11 protein-coding genes are annotated in these 18271 nt (G+C 59.3%); 9 read left to right on the top strand and 2 right to left on the bottom strand.

What is annotated here, in order from left to right; genetic code table 11:
• The first annotated feature begins 47 nt into the window (after positions 1-47).
• A complete protein-coding gene (gene yegD / locus AC07U6_RS04430) occupies positions 48-1400 on the top strand; it encodes a molecular chaperone (protein WP_494763101.1) in 1353 nt (450 codons plus the stop codon).
• A gap of 83 nt (positions 1401-1483) precedes the next feature.
• On the opposite strand, the gene AC07U6_RS04425 is transcribed toward yegD, so the two are convergent.
• Together AC07U6_RS04425 and AC07U6_RS04420 are read right to left on the bottom strand one after the other, a co-directional pair.
• The gene (locus tag AC07U6_RS04425; RefSeq protein WP_494763102.1) at positions 1484-1741 is read right to left on the bottom strand and encodes a hypothetical protein; all 258 of its coding nucleotides are present in this window, start codon (positions 1739-1741) and stop codon (positions 1484-1486) included.
• 805 nt (positions 1742-2546) lie between these two features.
• A complete protein-coding gene (locus tag AC07U6_RS04420) occupies positions 2547-3509 on the bottom strand; it encodes an aldo/keto reductase (RefSeq protein ID WP_494763103.1) in 963 nt (320 codons plus the stop codon).
• Between the two features lie 231 nt (positions 3510-3740).
• On the opposite strand from AC07U6_RS04420, the gene AC07U6_RS04415 reads away from it, so the two are divergent.
• From AC07U6_RS04415 to yegS, 8 genes are all read left to right on the top strand, one after another.
• On the top strand, positions 3741-4994 hold the full coding sequence (locus AC07U6_RS04415) for an MdtA/MuxA family multidrug efflux RND transporter periplasmic adaptor subunit (RefSeq protein ID WP_494763104.1): 1254 nt from the start codon (positions 3741-3743) through the stop codon (positions 4992-4994).
• Positions 4994-8113, top strand: a complete 3120-nt coding sequence (locus AC07U6_RS04410) for an MdtB/MuxB family multidrug efflux RND transporter permease subunit (RefSeq protein WP_494763105.1) — start codon at positions 4994-4996, stop codon at positions 8111-8113. The genes AC07U6_RS04415 and AC07U6_RS04410 overlap by 1 nt, the downstream gene beginning before the upstream one ends.
• A complete protein-coding gene (gene mdtC / locus AC07U6_RS04405) occupies positions 8110-11184 on the top strand; it encodes a multidrug efflux RND transporter permease subunit MdtC (RefSeq protein ID WP_494763106.1) in 3075 nt (1024 codons plus the stop codon). The genes AC07U6_RS04410 and mdtC overlap by 4 nt, the downstream gene beginning before the upstream one ends.
• 4 nt (positions 11185-11188) lie before the next feature.
• Positions 11189-12595 (top strand): multidrug transporter subunit MdtD, encoded by a 1407-nt coding sequence (gene mdtD / locus AC07U6_RS04400; protein WP_494764513.1) that lies wholly within the window; start codon positions 11189-11191, stop codon positions 12593-12595.
• Complete coding sequence (gene baeS / locus AC07U6_RS04395; protein ID WP_494764514.1) at positions 12595-13980, top strand: envelope stress sensor histidine kinase BaeS; 1386 nt, start codon at positions 12595-12597, stop codon at positions 13978-13980. The genes mdtD and baeS overlap by 1 nt, the downstream gene beginning before the upstream one ends.
• 23 nt (positions 13981-14003) lie before the next feature.
• Positions 14004-14711, top strand: coding sequence for an envelope stress response regulator BaeR (gene baeR / locus AC07U6_RS04390; RefSeq protein WP_494763107.1), 708 nt, complete (start codon positions 14004-14006; stop codon positions 14709-14711).
• A gap of 120 nt (positions 14712-14831) precedes the next feature.
• A complete protein-coding gene (gene trhP / locus AC07U6_RS04385; protein WP_494763108.1) occupies positions 14832-16214 on the top strand; it encodes a prephenate-dependent tRNA uridine(34) hydroxylase TrhP in 1383 nt (460 codons plus the stop codon).
• A 284-nt stretch (positions 16215-16498) separates the two neighbouring features.
• On the top strand, positions 16499-17398 hold the full coding sequence (gene yegS / locus AC07U6_RS04380) for a lipid kinase YegS (protein WP_494763109.1): 900 nt from the start codon (positions 16499-16501) through the stop codon (positions 17396-17398).
• Positions 17399-18271 lie beyond the last annotated feature (873 nt).

Genomic DNA, 18271 nt, shown 5'->3' with positions numbered 1-18271 from the left:
CAGGCTAAAGTCGCCCCCTTTTTTTTCCCCACTCAGCGGAGAGAACGATGTTTATCGGTTTCGACTACGGTACGGCCAACTGCTCGGTCGCCATCATGGACCACGGCCAGCCCAAAATGCTGCCTTTAGAGCAGGGTTCACCTTATTTACCCTCAATGCTGTGTGCGCCAACTCGTGAAGCCGTGAGTGAATGGCTGTTTCGTCATCATCAGGTACCCACGCCACAGGCGGAAAGCCAGGCGCTGCTGCGCTGCGCCGTCGCCTTCAACCGCGAAGAAGATATTGAAGTCACACCGGCCAGCGTGAAATTTGGGCTGGCCTCGCTGGCGCAGTATATGGACGATCCGGAAGAGGTGTGGTTTGTAAAATCCCCGAAATCCTTCCTCGGTGCCAGCGGCCTGAAGCCCCGGCAGGTCGCGCTGTTTGAGGACCTGGTCTGCGCGATGATGCTGCATATTCGTCAGTCGGCAGAAAGCTCACTGAACGACAGCGTGACCCAGGCGGTGATTGGCCGCCCGGTCAACTTCCAGGGTCTGGGCGGCGAAGACGCCAACCAGCAGGCGGAAGGCATTCTGGCCCGTGCAGCCAGCCGCGCCGGTTTCCGCGATGTGATTTTCCAGTTTGAACCGGTGGCAGCTGGTCTGGACTTTGAAGCCACGCTGAGCAAGGAAAGCCGGGTACTGGTCGTGGATATCGGCGGCGGAACCACCGACTGCTCGATGCTGCTGATGGGGCCGCAGTGGCATGATAAATCCGATCGTAGCGACAGCCTGCTGGGCCACAGCGGCTGCCGCGTGGGCGGTAACGATCTGGATATTATGCTGGCCTTTAAGGAGCTGATGCCGCTGCTGGGCCTGGGCGGTGAAACCGTGAAGGGAATGGGTATGCCTGCCCTGCCGTGGTGGAATGCGGTGGCGATTAACGACGTTCCGGCACAAAGTGATTTCTATGCCGCGGCCAGCAACAAGCTGCTGCAGGATCTGATCCGCGACGCGCGCGAGCCGGAGAAGGTGAAGCGCCTGCTGAAAGTGTGGCGTCAGCGCCTGAGCTATCGTCTGGTGCGCGCGGCGGAAGAGAGCAAAATTGCCCTTTCCGACCGACCGCAGTCGCTGGCGGGTCTGGATTTCATTGACGACGGGCTGGCAACGGATATCAGCGTGGCGGCGCTACAGGCGGCGATCAGTCAGCCCCTTGAGCGCATTCAGGAGCAGGTGGCGCTGGCGCTTGAAACCAGCGGCACGAAGCCCGATGTGATTTATCTGACCGGCGGCAGTGCCAAGTCACCGGTTCTGCGCCAGGCGTTGCAGCGGCAGTTGCCGGATATTCCGCTGACCAGCGGCGATGATTTTGGCTCGGTCACGGCGGGGCTGGCGCGTTGGGCGCAGGTGATGTTCCGCTAAGAACTGCCTCAGTTTCTTCACCCGGCTGCTGTCTCTTCAGGCCGGGTGATAGTGACCCGGCATCTCACAGAAGAAATCGCGACTTATGCTTTACGTCGATTAATTATCGCACGGGCACAGCGGCCAATCAGCGGAACGGCAATTATTGCCAGGATCACCGAGACGATCGCCAGGAAGAGCAGCACGGAGGCGATTGGGTTAAGCACGCCACCAAGGCTGGTGATATGGCTGAACGAGGCAAAGCGCTCTGGCGGCATATCGCGTAGAATAGCTCCCGGCAGGATCATAAAGAACACCAGGCTGACCGGCAGGTAGACGATAAAGATCTTTTTCTTGTTCATACGGTTTGCCTCACGGCGGTGGGAACATATACAGGGCAGTGATGATACCTCAAAGCCGCGAGTTGCATCAACGCGTTGCCGTGCGGGGCGCAGTAAAATGGGTGCCTGGGGTACAGCCTCTGCTGCTGCTCCAGGGCGGGTCCTCGCGCCGCGTTGCGGTACCCTCGGTTACGCCATTTCGCCGACGGTTCGGCCAGGATTGAACATCCCTGTTCAAACCCGGCCTGACGCCAACATCCCTGTTGTCGTCTCCTGGTTCAATGGCTCCACCTCAGCGCTGCGGATGCCCTTACGCAGCAGCAGAGGCTGTCCTCTTTAATTTTTTCATCGCTTTTAGATTTCAAAGAATAACCAGGTTTGCAGATAAACTTGATGCTGCATGGGGCAACTCATTGGGCAAAAATCGACCTGCTAACCGTAAATGAAAGAACACCAGTTCTGCATAAATGCTCCAACACCGCTTAACCAATTATTTTCAGGCAACACAAGAGTTTGAGAGCAGGCGGGTTGTGCCCCCGAGAGGGCAATCCGCAGCGCTGAACGCAGAGAGGAAGCCAGGATTTGGCCGCATGGACGCGGCCAAAAGTCACAGCCGGGCCAGGACGGCCCGTCTGTGGCGGTCCGGGAGGCTGACGAGCGAAGTGAGGGGACCGCAACGCGGTGCGAGGACCCGCCCTCTCGGGGGCACAACCCGCCAGCGCCAACTCCGGAATTTACAATCAGGCAACCAGCCAGCGCTAACTACCGAACCGGCAAACAGCACTCGTCCCTTTTACGGTCATCCTGCAACCGGCTTACTCGCAACTCAGTAACTACTGACCTCAGAAAGCAAACGCTTATCTGCATCACTCAGCTTCAGCTGAGTCGCCTTCACCAGCTCATCCACCTGCGCCAGCGACGTCGCACTGACAATCGGCGCGGTAATGCTCGGGCGGGCAATCTGCCAGGCCAGTGCCACCTGCGTTGGCGACGCGTGATGCGCTTCGGCCAACTCCACCAGCGCATGAACAATCTTCAGCCCGCGATCGTTCAGATACTTCTCCACCACGCCCTGCCCGCGCGCACTCTTCGCCGCATCTTCCGGCTTGCGGTATTTACCGCTGAGGAAACCGCTGGCGAGCGAATAATAGTTAATCACGCCCAACCCATGCTTCTCCACTACCGCTTCCAGCCCACTTTCATAGCCTTCGCGATCGTACAGGTTATATTCCGGCTGCAGCGTTTCATAGCGCGCCAGTCCGGCATCCACACTGATTTTCAGCGCTTCGCTCAAACGGTCGGCAGAGTAATTTGACGCACCGATAGCGCGGACCTTACCCTCTTTAATCAAAGCATCAAAGGTAACCAGCGTATCCTGTAATGGCGTATCTTCATCATCGCGGTGCGCCTGATACAGATCGATATAGTCGGTTTGCAAACGTTTGAGGGAGGCCTCCACCGCCTGGCGAATGTATTTTGGTGCCAGACCGGTTTTACCGTTGCCCAAATCCATCCCCACCTTGGTGGCCAGAATGATTTTGTCGCGCTTGCCGCTCTGCTTCAGCCAGTTACCGATGATGGTTTCTGATTCGCCACCCTGGTTGCCGGGAACCCAGCGGGAATAGACATCAGCGGTATCAATAAAATTCAGGCCTTTCTCTACCAGCGCATCCAGCAGGGAAAAGGACGTTGATTGATCGGCCGTCCAGCCAAAAACGTTACCCCCAAAGGTCAGTAGCGGAACCTGAATGCCGGAACGACCAAGCTGGCGATGTTCTGAAGTACTCATTTCAATCTCCTGGTAGATGGGTTGCACGGCATCAATCTTAGCAGACTAACTATCTGTGGCTTCGACATTTTCTGTCTAATAATTTGCAGAATGTGAACAGAAGACAATGCAGAACTATACAGTTATCCTTATTTCCTTCATTTTTCGTAAGTTATAATTAGCTAATATGAAAAGTGGACGCCTTTTGGTCCCATCTGGACATTTCCCCGCTACCGGAGAGCATGAGAGTTAATGAAAGCACAGCGCCGTTTCCCCGTTATTCCACTGGTTGTTATTCTTGCCGCACTGGTTGGCGGTGGCCTGTACTGGTGGCACAGCCAGGCTGATGCTCCGGGAGCAAAACCTGCCGCTGCAGAAAAATCCGCGCATCCTCGTGGCCGTGGTGGACGCGGGCCGGGCGGTCCTGGCGGTATGGGCGCAGAATTAAGCCCGGTGCAGGCGGCCGTCGCGCAAAGCAAAAGCGTGCCGCAGTATCTCTCCGGCCTTGGCACCGTCACCGCAGCCAACACCGTGACCCTGCGCAGTCGCGTTGACGGCGATTTGATGGCGCTGCACTTTACCGAAGGGCAGCAGGTGAAAGCCGGACAGCTGCTGGCTGAAATCGATCCCCGCCCGTGGCAGGTCGCGCTGATGCAGGCAGAGGGCCAGCTGGCGAAAGATCAGGCGACGCTGGCGAACGCCCGCCGCGACCTGGCGCGCTATGAAAAGCTGGCTAAAACCAGCCTGGTTTCGCAGCAGGATCTCGACACCCAAAAATCACTGGTCAGCGAAACGCTGGGCACCATTAAAGCCGATGAGGGCAGCGTTGCCAGCGCCAAACTTAACCTTACCTATAGCCGTATCACGTCACCGATTGATGGCCGCGTGGGCCTGAAACAGGTTGATATCGGCAACTACATCACCAGCGGCGACACCAACGGGATCGTGGTGATCACCCAGACGCACCCGATCGATCTGGTGTTCAGCCTGCCGGAGAACGATATCAGCGCGATCCTTGCCGCGCAAAAACAGGGTACCGTGCCGGTTGAGGCCTGGGACCGCAGCAATAAAACCCTGCTGACGCAGGGCGCGCTGCTCAGCATGGATAACCAAATCGACACCACCACCGGCACCGTCAAACTGAAAGCTCGCTTTAGCAACGAGGACGACCGGCTGTTCCCTAATCAGTTTGTGAATGCCCGCCTGAAGGTCGCGACGCTACAGGATGCCATCGTGATCCCGGCTGCGGCGCTGCAAATGGGCAATGAAGGCCACTTTGTCTGGGTGGTTAATGCCGATAATAAAGTCAGCAAAAAATCCGTCACCGTGGGTATCCAGGACAGTGAAACCGTGGTGATTAACAGCGGCCTGCAGGCGGGCGAAAAAGTCGTCACCGACGGTATCGATCGCCTGACCGGAGGTGCAAAAGTCGAAATCGTCGCCCCGCAGTCCACACCACTGACCTCTGGTAAAAGCGCGCAGCCAGCCAAGGGAGCCAGCGACTGATGCAGGGAATGCCTTCCACAACCGGCGGTGGACCATCACGCCAGTTTATTCTGCGCCCGGTCGCCACCACACTGCTGATGATTGCGATCCTGCTGGCCGGAATTATCGGTTATCGTTCGCTGCCCGTATCGGCACTGCCCGAAGTGGACTACCCCACTATTCAGGTGGTGACGCTCTACCCTGGCGCCAGCCCGGACGTGATGACCTCCGCCGTCACCGCTCCGCTGGAGCGCCAGTTTGGTCAGATGTCCGGCCTGAAGCAGATGTCCTCGCAAAGCGCGGGCGGTGCCTCTGTGGTGACGCTTCAGTTCCAGCTAACGCTGCCGTTGGATGTGGCCGAGCAGGAGGTTCAGGCCGCGATCAATGCCGCGACAAACCTGCTGCCCAACGATCTGCCTAACCCACCGGTTTACAGTAAGGTTAACCCGGCAGATCCGCCGATTATGACCCTCGCCGTCACCACCACCAGCATGCCGATGACCCAGGTCGAGGATATGGTGGAAACCCGCGTGGCGCAGAAAATTTCACAGGTGTCCGGCGTCGGGCTGGTGACGCTTTCCGGCGGGCAGCGCCCGGCGGTCAGAGTGAAGCTGAACGCGCAGGCGCTGGCATCCCTCGGTATCACCACCGAAACGGTGCGCACCGCCATCAGCAACGCCAACGTCAACTCGGCGAAGGGTAGCCTTGACGGCCCGGAACGCGCCATCACGCTGTCGGCCAACGACCAGATCAAAACCGCCGAAGGCTATCGCCAGCTGATTGTCACTTACCTTAACGGCGCGCCGGTGCGGCTGGGCGATGTGGCCACCGTTGAACAGGGTGCGGAAAACAGCTGGCTGGGCGCCTGGGCCAACCGCCAGCAGGCGATCGTGCTCAACGTCCAGCGCCAGCCGGGTGCCAATATTATTGATACGGCCGATAACATCCGCCAGATGCTGCCTGCGCTGACCGCCTCGCTGCCAAAATCGGTGGACGTCAAGCTGCTGACCGACCGCACGACCAATATCCGCGCGTCGGTTAATGACGTACAGTTTGAGCTGCTGCTGGCGATTACGCTGGTGGTGATGATTATCTATCTGTTCCTGCGCAACGTTCCCGCCACGATTATTCCGGCCGTGGCGGTGCCGCTGTCGCTGGTCGGCACCTTTGCGGTGATGTATTTCTGCGGCTTTTCGATCAACAACCTGACGCTGATGGCGTTAACCATCGCCACCGGCTTCGTGGTGGATGATGCGATTGTGGTGATCGAGAATATCTCGCGCTACATCGAGAAAGGCGAAAAACCGCTAACCGCCGCGCTGAAAGGTGCCGGAGAGATCGGCTTCACCATTATCTCGCTGACTTTCTCGCTGATTGCGGTACTGATCCCACTGCTGTTTATGGGCGACATCGTCGGCAGGCTGTTCCGCGAATTTGCCGTCACGCTGGCGGTGGCGATCCTGATTTCCGCCGTTGTCTCACTCACCCTGACGCCGATGATGTGTGCGCGCATGCTGAGCGTGGAGTCGCTGCGCAAGCAGAACCGCTTCTCGCGCGCCAGCGAGGCGATGTTTGATAAGGTCATTGCTCGTTATGGCAGCCTGCTGAGCCGGGTACTGAATCATCCGTGGATCACCCTCAGCGTGGCGCTGAGTACGCTGGCGATCACCGTGCTGCTGTGGCTGGCGATCCCGAAAGGCTTCTTCCCTGTACAGGATAACGGCATTATCTCCGGCACCGTGCAGGCCTCGCAGTCGGTTTCCTACGCCAGCATGGCGCAGCGCCAGCAGGAAGTCGCCTCGGTGATTATGAAAGATCCGGCGGTACAGAGCCTGACCTCGTTTGTGGGCGTTGATGGAACCAACTCGGCGCTGAACAGCGGCAGGCTGCAAATCAACCTCAAGCCGCTGGATGAGCGCGACAACCGCATTCCGGTGGTGATGGCCCGCCTGCAACAGCAGGTTTCGCAGATCCCCGGCATCAGCCTTTGGCTGCAACCGGTGCAGGATCTCACCATTGATACTCAGGTCAGCCGCACGCAGTATCAGTTCACCCTACAGGCCGGATCGCTTGACTCACTCAGCCTGTGGGTGCCGAAGCTGCTGGCAAAACTGAACACCATGCCGGAACTGAAGGACGTCAGCAACGACTGGCAGGATCAGGGGCTGGAAGCCTATATCCGCGTCGATCGCGATACCGCCAGCCGTCTGGGCATTACCATGGCCGACGTGGATAACGCACTGTATAACGCCTTCGGCCAGCGCCTGATCTCCACCATCTACACCCAGGCAAATCAGTACCGCGTGGTGTTGGAGCACGACACCACCGCCACGCCGGGCCTGGCCGCGCTGCAAAGCGTGCGGCTGAAAAGCACCGACGGCGGCAGCGTGCCGCTGAGCGCGATTGCCAGCGTTGAACAGCGCCACGGCGCGCTGAGTATCAATCACCTTGACCAGTTCCCGTCGGCGACCTTCTCGTTTAATGTCAGCGACGGCTACTCGCTGGAGCAGGCGGTGAATGCCGTCACTCAGGCCGAGAAGTCGATGGCAATGCCTGCGGAAATCATGACCCAGTTCCAGGGCAGCACCCTCGCCTTCCAGGCGGCGCTTTCCAGCACCGTCTGGCTGATCGTGGCAGCGATCGTGGCGATGTACATCGTGCTGGGCATTCTTTATGAGAGCTTTATTCACCCGATTACCATTCTCTCAACGCTGCCCACCGCGGGCGTCGGCGCGTTGCTGGCGCTGTTGATTAGCGGCAGCGAGCTGGACGTGATCGCCATTATCGGCATCATCCTGCTGATTGGTATCGTGAAGAAAAACGCCATCATGATGATCGACTTTGCGTTAGCCGCCGAGCGCGAACAGGGCATGTCGCCGTACGATGCGATTTATCAGGCCTGCCTGCTGCGCTTCCGTCCGATCCTGATGACCACCCTCGCCGCCCTGCTCGGTGCGCTGCCGCTGATGCTGAGCACCGGCGTTGGCGCCGAGCTGCGCCGTCCGCTGGGTACGGCGATGGTCGGCGGGCTGATCGTCAGCCAGGTACTGACCTTGTTCACCACCCCGGTGATCTACCTGCTGTTTGACCGCCTGGCCCACGCCACTCGCCAGCGCTTCGCGCGCCGGGAGGCAGAGTGAAATTTTTTGCCCTGTTTATCCATCGTCCGGTCGCCACTATCCTGATGACCGTGGCGATCCTGCTGGCCGGTATTCTGGGCTTCCGGCTGCTGCCGGTAGCCCCGCTGCCGCAGGTGGATTTCCCGGTGATCATGATCAGCGCCTCGCTGCCGGGTGCCTCACCGGAAACCATGGCCTCGTCGGTGGCGACGCCGCTGGAACGGGCGCTGGGGCGTATTGCCGGGGTGACCGAGATGTCCTCCAGCAGTTCGCTGGGCTCCACGCGCATTATTCTGGTGTTTGACTACGACCGCGATATTAACGGTGCCGCCCGCGACGTGCAGGGTGCCATTAACGCCGCACAAAGCCTGCTGCCAAGCGGTATGCCGTCGCGGCCAACCTACCGCAAGGCCAACCCGTCCGACGCGCCGATCCTGATCATGACCCTGACTTCGGATACCTATTCGCAGGGCCAGCTTTACGATTACGCCTCCACCCAGCTGGCGCAGAAGCTGGCGCAGATTGAGGGCGTAGGGGATGTGTCGGTCGGCGGCAGCTCGCTGCCCGCGGTGCGCGTTGAGCTGAATCCACAGGCGCTGTTTAACCAGGGGGTGTCGCTGGATGCGGTGCGGGAAACGATTGCCAACGCCAACGTGCGTAAGCCGCAGGGCGCGGTGGAGGATAATCACCGGCGCTGGCAGCTAAAAACCAACGACGAGCTGAAAACCGCCGCGGAATATCAGCCGCTGATCGTTCACTACAGCAACGGCGCGGCGGTGCGGCTGAGCGACGTCGCCAACGTGACCGATTCGGTTGAGGATGTGCGCAATGCCGGGATGGCCAATGCCAAACCGGCGATCCTGCTGATGATCCGTAAGTCGCAGGAAGCCAATATCATTGATACCGTTGACCGCATCCGTGCCGAAGTACCGGAGTTGCGCAAGATTATCCCGGCGTCCATTGAGCTGAATGTAGCGCAGGACCGCTCGCCGACCATCCGCGCCTCACTGCATGAGGTTGAGCAGTCGCTGGCTATTTCCGTCGGTCTGGTCATTCTGGTGGTGTTTGCCTTCCTGCGCTCCGGGCGCGCGACACTGATCCCGGCGGTGGCGGTGCCGGTTTCGCTGGTGGGCACCTTTGCTGCCATGTATCTGTGCGGTTTCAGCCTCAACAACCTGTCGCTGATGGCGCTGACGGTAGCCACCGGCTTTGTGGTCGATGATGCGATTGTGGTACTGGAGAATATTTCCCGCCATGTGGAAGCCGGGATGAAACCGGTGCAGGCGGCGCTCCAGGGCGTGCGCGAAGTCGGCTTTACCGTGGTGTCGATGAGCATTTCGCTGGTGGCGGTATTCCTGCCGCTGCTGATGCTCGGCGGGCTGATTGGCCGGCTGTTTACCGAGTTCGCCGTGACGCTGTCGGTGGCGATCGGCATTTCGTTACTGATTTCGATTACCCTGACGCCGATGATGTGCGGACTGCTGCTGAAGCCGCAGCGCAAACATCAGCAGCAGCGCATTCGCGGCTTCGGCAAGGTGCTGATGGCCGTGCAGCAGGGCTATGGCCGCACGCTGAGAATAGTACTTAACCACGCGCGCTGGACGCTGCTGGTATTCTTCGCCACGATCGGCCTGACCATGTACCTCTACGTGTCCATTCCGAAAACGTTTATGCCGGAGCAGGATACCGGGCGGCTGATGGGCTTTATTCAGGCCGATCAGAGTATCTCCTTCCAGTCGATCCGCGACAAGCTGCAGGACTTTATGCGCATCGTACATGACGACCCGGCGGTGGACAGTGTAGTCGGCTTTACCGGCGGTTTCCGTACCAACAGTGGTTCGATGTTCATCTCCCTTAAACCGCTTTCAGAACGCACCGAAAACGCTCAACAGGTGATTGCCCGACTGCGCACCAAGCTGGCGAAGGAGCCGGGTGCCAACCTGTTCCTGATGGCGGTACAGGATCTGCGCCTTGGCGGGCGCCAGTCCAACGCCGGATATCAGTATTCCCTGCTGTCGGACAGCCTGGACGATCTGCGCGAGTGGGAGCCGAAAATCCGCCGCGCCTTTGCCGCCCTGCCGGAGCTGGCCGACGTCAACTCGGACCAGGAAGACAAAGGCGCAGAGATGGCGCTGACCTATGACCGCGCGGCTATGTCCAGCCTTGGCATTGACGTGTCCGACGTCAATAACCTGCTGAATAACGCCTTCGGCCAGCGCCAAATCTCCACCATTTACCAGCCGCTGAACCAGTACAAAGTGGTGATGGAGGTCGATCCGCGCTACACCCAGGATATCAGCGCGCTGAACCAGATGTACGTGATTAACAGCGAAGGGAAACCGATCCCACTTTCCTACTTTGCCAGCTGGAAACCGGCGAACTCGCCGCTGTCGGTGAACCACGAGGGACTGTCGGCTTCCTCGACCATTTCCTTTAACCTGCCAGAAGGCGTGTCGCTGTCGCAGGCCTCGGCGGCGATCGATCGCAGCGTGACCGCGCTGGGCGTGCCGTCCAGCGTGCGCGGCAGCTTTGCCGGAACGGCGGCAGAGTTTGAGAAATCTCAGAGCAGCCAGCTATGGCTGATTATTGCGGCAATCGCCACCGTTTATATCGTGCTGGGCATTCTGTACGAGAGCTACGTGCATCCGCTGACCATTCTCTCCACCCTGCCCTCTGCGGGCGTCGGTGCGCTGCTGGCGCTGGAACTGTTCGGCGCGCCGTTCAGTCTGATCGCGCTGATCGGCATTATGCTGCTGATCGGCATCGTGAAGAAGAACGCCATTATGATGGTGGACTTCGCCATTGAAGCGCAGCGCAAAGGCGGGCTGACGGCGCGTGAAGCAATTGAGCAGGCCAGCCTGCTGCGCTTCCGGCCGATTATGATGACCACCCTGGCTGCCCTGCTCGGCGCGCTGCCGCTGGTGCTGACCAGCGGTGACGGTGCCGAACTGCGCCAGCCGCTGGGGATCACCATCGTTGGTGGCCTGGTGATGAGCCAGCTGTTAACGCTGTACACCACGCCAGTGGTTTATCTGTATATGGATAAACTGCGCCGTAAGCCGCGCCCGCAGCCTGTGGTTGAGGAAGCCTGATGTGATCGCCTCGCCGCCCTCCTCCGTTCGCTGGCAGCTGTGGATCGTTGCCTTCGGGTTCTTTATGCAGACGCTGGACACTACCATCGTCAACACCGCGCTACCGTCAATGGCCGCCAGCCTGCATGAAAGCCCGCTGCATATGCATTCGGTGATCGTCTCCTACGTGCTGACGGTGGCGATTATGCTGCCGGTCAGCGGCTGGCTGGCGGACCGGTTCGGCGTGCGCAACGTGTTCTTCAGCGCGATTATCCTGTTCAGCATCGGTTCGCTGTGCTGTGCCCTATCCACCACGCTGGATCAGCTGATTATGGCGCGAGTGGTACAGGGCATCGGCGGGGCGATGATGGTGCCGGTCGGTCGCCTGACGGTGATGAAGCTGGTGCCGCGCGATCAGTATATGGCGGCGATGACCTTCGTCACCATCCCCGGACAGATTGGCCCGCTGATGGGGCCGACGCTGGGCGGCGTGCTGGTGGAATACGCCAGCTGGCACTGGATTTTCCTGATCAACATTCCGGTGGGCATCGTCGGTGCCGTCGCCACCCTGCGGCTGCTGCCCAACTTCACTCTGATTACCCGCCGCTTCGACTTCACCGGCTACCTGCTGCTGGCGCTGGGCATGGCGACCCTGACGCTGGCGCTGGACGGCCAGCGCGGTCTGGGGATTTCCCCGCTGCTGCTGTGCCTGTTTATCCTTGCCGGGGTGTTTGCGATGCTGTTTTATCTGCTGCACGCCCGCCACAACGACCTCGCCCTGTTCAGCCTCAAACTGTTTGATAACCGCGTGTTCTCCATTGGCCTGCTCGGCAGCCTGACCGCCCGTATCGGCAGCGGTATGCTGCCGTTTATGACGCCGCTTTTCCTGCAGATCGGCATGGGATACAGCCCGCTGCACGCCGGACTGATGATGATCCCGATGGTGCTGGGCAATATGGGCATGAAGCGCATCGTGGTGCAGATCGTCAACCGTTTTGGCTATCGCCACGTACTGGTGGGCTCCACCCTCGCACTGGCGCTGGTAACGCTGCTGTTCCCGGCGGTGGCGCTGCTGGGCTGGGATCTGCTGCTGCCGCTGGTGCTGTTTTTGCAGGGCATGGTTAACGCCATTCGCTTTTCGGCGATGAATACCCTGACGCTGAAAGAGCTGCCGGACGACCTCGCGAGCAGCGGCAACAGCCTGCTGTCGATGGTGCAGCAGCTGTCGATGAGTATCGGCGTGACCGTTGCCGGGCTGCTGCTGGGCACCTTCGGCCATCAGGCGGCGGCGGACAGCCCGCTGGTGCATCAGGCATTTATCTGGACTTACCTTTGTATGGCGTTGGTGATTGCCCTGCCCGCGCTGGTGTTCTGGCGCGTACCGGCTGAAATTGCCCCCAATACGATACTGGCCCGCAGGAGAAAACAATGATCTTTGCCCGCTTGCGCATCGGCATCACCGCTAAGCTGTTCGCCGCTATCTTATCAACCTGTATGCTGGTGCTGATCACCATGCACTGGGGCGTGCGTCTGAGCTTTGAGCACGGCTTCATCGATTACATAAAGCGCGGCAACGAGCAGCGTATCACCATGCTCAGCAATGCGCTGGCCGATCAGTACGAGCAGCACGGCAGCTGGACCTTTCTGCGCAATAACAACCGGCTGGTCTTCAATATTCTGCGCTCGCTGGATCAAAACCCGGGGTCCAGCAATCAGCTGCCGCCGCACGGCTGGCGCACACAGTTCTGGATTATCGATCAGAATTTTCGCGTGATGGTGGGTCCGCGCGGCCCGGTTCCACCGGAAGGGACGCGCCGGGCGATTACCACCAGCGATAATAAAGTGGTCGGCTGGGTGGTCGGTTCCCCGTCCGAACGGCTGACCCGCGTGGCGGATATTAATTTCGACCAGCAGCAAAATCGTACCAGCTGGATGATCGTCGGCCTGACCATGCTGCTTGCCGCGCTGGTGACCTGGCTGATGTCGCGCGGGCTGCTGGCACCGGTTAAGCGGCTGGTTGAGGGCACGCATCATCTGGCCGCCGGTGATTTTACCAGCCGGGTGGAATCCACCAGCCGCGACGAGCTTGGCCGCCTGGCGCAGGATTTTAACCGCCTGGCCAGCACGCTGGAAAAAAACGAACGCATGCGCCGCGCCTTTATGGCCGATATCTCCCACGAGCTGCGCACGCCGCTGGCGATCCTGCGCGGCGAGCTGGAAGCGATACAGGACGGCATACGCAAGCTGACGCCGGAGTCGATTATCTCGCTACAGGGAGAAGTCGCTACGCTGACCAAGCTGGTTGATGATGTCCACCAGCTGTCGCTGTCCGACGAGGGCGCGCTGGCCTATCGCAAGCGCGACACCGATCTGGTGCCACTGCTGGAAATGGTCGCCGCCAACTTCCGCCATCGCTATGAGCAACAGGGCCTGCTGCTCAACCTGTCGCTGCCGGAGGCCGCGCCGCAGTTCGGCGACCCGGACCGGCTGGGGCAGCTGTTGACCAATCTGATGGAAAACAGCCTGCGCTATACCGACGCAGGCGGCAGCCTGAATATTTACCTGGAATCTGGCCCCGACGGTAATCAGCTGCGCTTTGAAGACAGCACGCCGGGGGTGAATGACGACCAGCTGCAGCAGATTTTTGAACGATTTTACCGCACTGAAGGTTCACGCAACCGCGCCAGCGGCGGCTCCGGGCTGGGCCTGGCGATCTGCCAGAATATTGTTGCGGCCCACGACGGTACGCTGAACGCGCAGCACTCTTCCGCCGGAGGCCTGAAAATTACGGTAAACTTACCCAATAAACCGCATTGATTGATCCGTACTGAGGAAGTGATATGGAGCAGGAAAAACCGGCACCGCTGATTTTAATCGTGGAAGATGAACCCAAGCTTGGCCAGCTGCTGGTGGATTATCTGCAGGCGGCTAATTATCGCACGCACCATCTGCTGCGCGGCGATGAAGCACTGGAATGGGCAAAGCAGAATCAGCCCGATTTAATGCTGCTGGACCTGATGCTGCCGGGACTGGATGGCCTGTCGGTATGCCGCGAACTGCGCCGCTTCTCCGAGCTGCCGGTCATTATGGTCACCGCCAAAACCGAAGAGATCGATCGCCTGCTGGGGCTGGAAATTGGCGCGGACGACTATATCTGCAAGCCGTTCAGCCCGCGTGAAGTGGTGGCACGGGTGAAAACCATCCTCAAGCGCTGCCTTCGCCCAAAAGAAGAGGCGGTACAAACTTCGCTGCTGTGCATGGATGAAAACCGCTTCCAGGCCAGCTGGGATGAGAAACCGCTGGATCTGACCCCCGCCGAGTTTCGCCTGCTGAAAACCCTCGCCCACGAGCCGGGCAAGGTGTTTTCCCGCGAACAGCTGCTGAACCAGCTGTATGACGACTATCGCGTGGTGACCGACCGCACCATCGACAGCCATATTAAAAATCTGCGCCGCAAGCTGGAATCGCTGGATGCCAGCCAGCCGTTTATCCGCGCAGTGTACGGCATGGGCTATCGCTGGGAAGCCGATATCTGCCGATTGATTTAGATCAATTAATCTCGCGCTTCCCTGCCTTACAATCCCGCACCGAAATCTGCCCTTAGCGACGCCACGTTGCAGAGGGCAGCCATCCTGGCAATAGCTGGCGCATCATCAGACTGAGAAAACATGTTTAAACCGGAACTCCTCTCCCCGGCCGGCACGCTGAAAAATATGCGTTACGCCTTCGCGTATGGCGCTGATGCCGTTTACGCCGGTCAGCCGCGCTACAGCCTGCGCGTGCGTAACAACGAATTCAACCACCAGAATCTGGCGATTGGCATCAATGAAGCCCACGCTCAGGGCAAAAAACTCTACGTGGTGGTGAATATCGCGCCGCATAACGCCAAGCTGAAAACCTTTATCCGCGATCTTCAGCCGGTGATCGATATGGGGCCGGATGCGCTGATTATGTCCGATCCCGGGCTGATTATGCTGGTGCGCGAGGCCTTCCCGCAGATGGACATTCATCTGTCGGTGCAGGCCAACGCGGTGAACTGGGCGACGGTGAAATTCTGGCAGCAGATGGGGCTAACGCGGGTGATCCTGTCACGCGAGCTGTCACTGGAAGAAATCAGTGAAATTCGCCAGCAGGTACCGGGAATCGAGCTGGAGATCTTCGTCCACGGCGCGCTGTGCATGGCCTACTCCGGCCGCTGCCTGCTTTCCGGCTATATCAACAAGCGCGACCCGAACCAGGGCACCTGCACCAACGCCTGCCGCTGGGAATACAACGTGGAAGAAGGCAAAGAGGATGCGATCGGCAACATCGTCCATCGCCGGCAGCCGATTGCGGTGCAAAACGTTGAACCGACGCTGGGCGTGGGCCAGCCGACCGACAAGGTGTTTACGATTGAAGAGGCGATGCGCCCCGGCGAATATATGACCGCCTTTGAGGACGAACACGGCACCTACATTATGAACTCGAAGGATCTGCGCGCGGTGGCGCACGTGGAGCGGCTGACGCGGATGGGCGTGCATTCGCTGAAAATTGAAGGCCGCACCAAGTCGTTTTACTACTGTGCGCGTACGGCCCAGGTTTACCGCCGCGCCATCGACGATGCCGCCGCCGGTAAGCCGTTCGACCCCGCTCTGCTGGAGACGCTGGAAGGGCTGGCGCACCGAGGCTATACCGAAGGCTTCCTGCGCCGCCACACGCACGACAGCTATCAGAGCTACGACGCGGGCTATTCGGTTTCCGACCGTCAGCAGTTCGTTGGTGAATTTACCGGTGAACGTCGTGGCGCGCTGGCACAGGTTGACGTGAAGAATAAATTCAGCGTCGGCGACAGTCTGGAGTTGATGACCCCGTCGGGCAATATCAGCTTCACCCTGACGCAGATGGAGAACGGCAAGGCGCAGGCGATTGAGGTGGCGCCGGGCAACGGACATCTGGTGTGGTTGCCGCTGCCCGAAGAAATGGATCTGCAATTTGCACTGCTGATGCGTAATCTCGAAGGCACCACCACCCGCAATCCGCACGCGTCAGAACTGGCAAAAGAAGTTTCATAAGGTTATCAATCTTAGAATCCGATCACAGTACCGGGTGATGTTCCCGGCTATGATGTGCTGGCTACTAAAGACAAACATTAAACAGCATTCTCTGTACGTCCGGATATCAAGCTGAACTCCGGGCGGAATGAACCACCTCATTGGCCCGGTCGGCTCCCCCGTCCGGGCTTTTTCTTGTCCTTTTTTCCGAAAATTTTCCCTTCTGACGCCCCACAGTTCACCGCCTGTAACAGGATATGCTATATCTTGAAACCATCCGCCACGAACTTCAGGAAAATAAAAAAATGGTAAATAATTTAATCACGCTGGCGATTTTGAACGGTAAAAGCGCGGGCAATGAGGATCTTCGCCAGGCGATTGCCACTCTGCGCGAGGAAGGTTATCGGCTGGAGGTGCGCGTGACCTGGGAGCACGGTGACGGCGAGCGTTACGTGCGTGAAGCCGTGGATCTGAATGCCACCACGGTGATTGCTGCCGGCGGTGACGGCACGATTAATGAGATCGCCACCGCGCTGGCCGGTCTGCCACCTGAACGGCGACCGGTGCTGGGTATTGTACCGCTGGGTACCGCTAACGATTTCGCCACCAGCGCGGGCATTCCACTGGAGATGGAGAATGCGCTGCGGCTGGCGATTATTGGTAAGGCCACAACCATAGATTTAGCGCGGGTAAACGGCGATCGTTATTTTATCAATATGGCGACCGGTGGTTTCGGTACACGCATCACGACGGAAACGCCGGAGAAGCTGAAGTCTGCGCTGGGCAGCGTTTCCTATTTTATTCACGGTTTGATGAGGATGGATACGCTAAAGGCGGACAGCTGCCATCTTCACGGGCCGGATTTCGACTGGCAGGGTGATACGCTGGTGATTGGGATTGGCAACGGGCGCCAGGCGGGCGGCGGTCAGCGTCTTTGCCCACAGGCGTTGATTAACGACGGCAAGCTGGAGCTGACGATTGCGACGTCGCAGGAGCTGCTGCCAACCCTGCTGCATACGTTAACCAGTGATGATGAGAATCCGAATTTGATTACGGCGTCGCTGCCATGGCTGACGATTGATGCGCCGAATGAGATGACGTTTAATCTGGACGGCGAGCCGCTGACGGGGACGAAGTTTAAGATTGAGGTGATGCCGGATGCGCTGGAGTGTCGGTTGCCGCCGTCGTGTGAGTTGCTGGCGTAGTTTTGGATTCGGTGTTTGTAGGGCCGCTGTTTGCAGGGTCGTTAGTTAGCGCTGACTGGTTGTGCCCCCGTTCGGGCGTCCTCGCGCCGCGTTGCGGTCCCTTCACTTCGTTCGTCTGCCTGTCGGACCGTCACAGACGCGCGTCCTGCGCGGCTGTGACTTTCGGCCGCGTCCATGCGGCCGAATCCTGGCTTCCTCTCTCCGTTCAGCGCTGCGGATTGCCCGCTCGGGGGCACAACCAGCCTGCTTTCAAATTTTCGTGTAGCCTGAAGTCCCCAAAAAAAGCGATGAAATTGTTGGAGGGGACAGCCTCTGCTGCTGTGTAAGGGCATCCGCAGCGCTGAGGTGGAAGCTGATGGCCAGGAGATGCCAGCAGGGAAGCTGGCGTCAGGCGGGGTCGGTACAAGGATGTACCGTCTCCGCCGAGCCGGCAGGCCAGCAGCTGTAACCGAAGGCACCACGCAACGCGTGGCGCGAGGACAGCCCTGAAGCAGCAGCAGAGGCTGAACCCCAGATACCGATTCAACAGCAAGAAAAATGTGCACACCGGGGATTTGTACTGTGTTGCTTGCAGAGTTGGAAGTTAACGCTGGCGGGCTGTGCCCCCGTTCGGGCTGGTCCTCGCGCCGTGTTGCGGTCCCTTCACTTCGTTCGTCAGCCTGTCGGACCGTCACAGACGCGCGTCCTGCGCGGCTGTGACTTTCACCCGCGTCCATGCGGGTGAATCCTGGCTTCCTCTCTCTGTTCAGCGCTGTGGATTGCCCTCTCGGGGGCACAACCCGCCTGCTATCTGACTTTCGTGTTGCCTGAAAACTCAAAAGCAAAAAAGCGATGAAATTGCCTGGAGGGGGCATCCTCTGCTGCTGCGTAAGG

The organism is Erwinia sp. GW821-FHT03D09, assembly GCF_059420805.1.
This window is presented reverse-complemented; position numbering and strand designations above follow the sequence as displayed.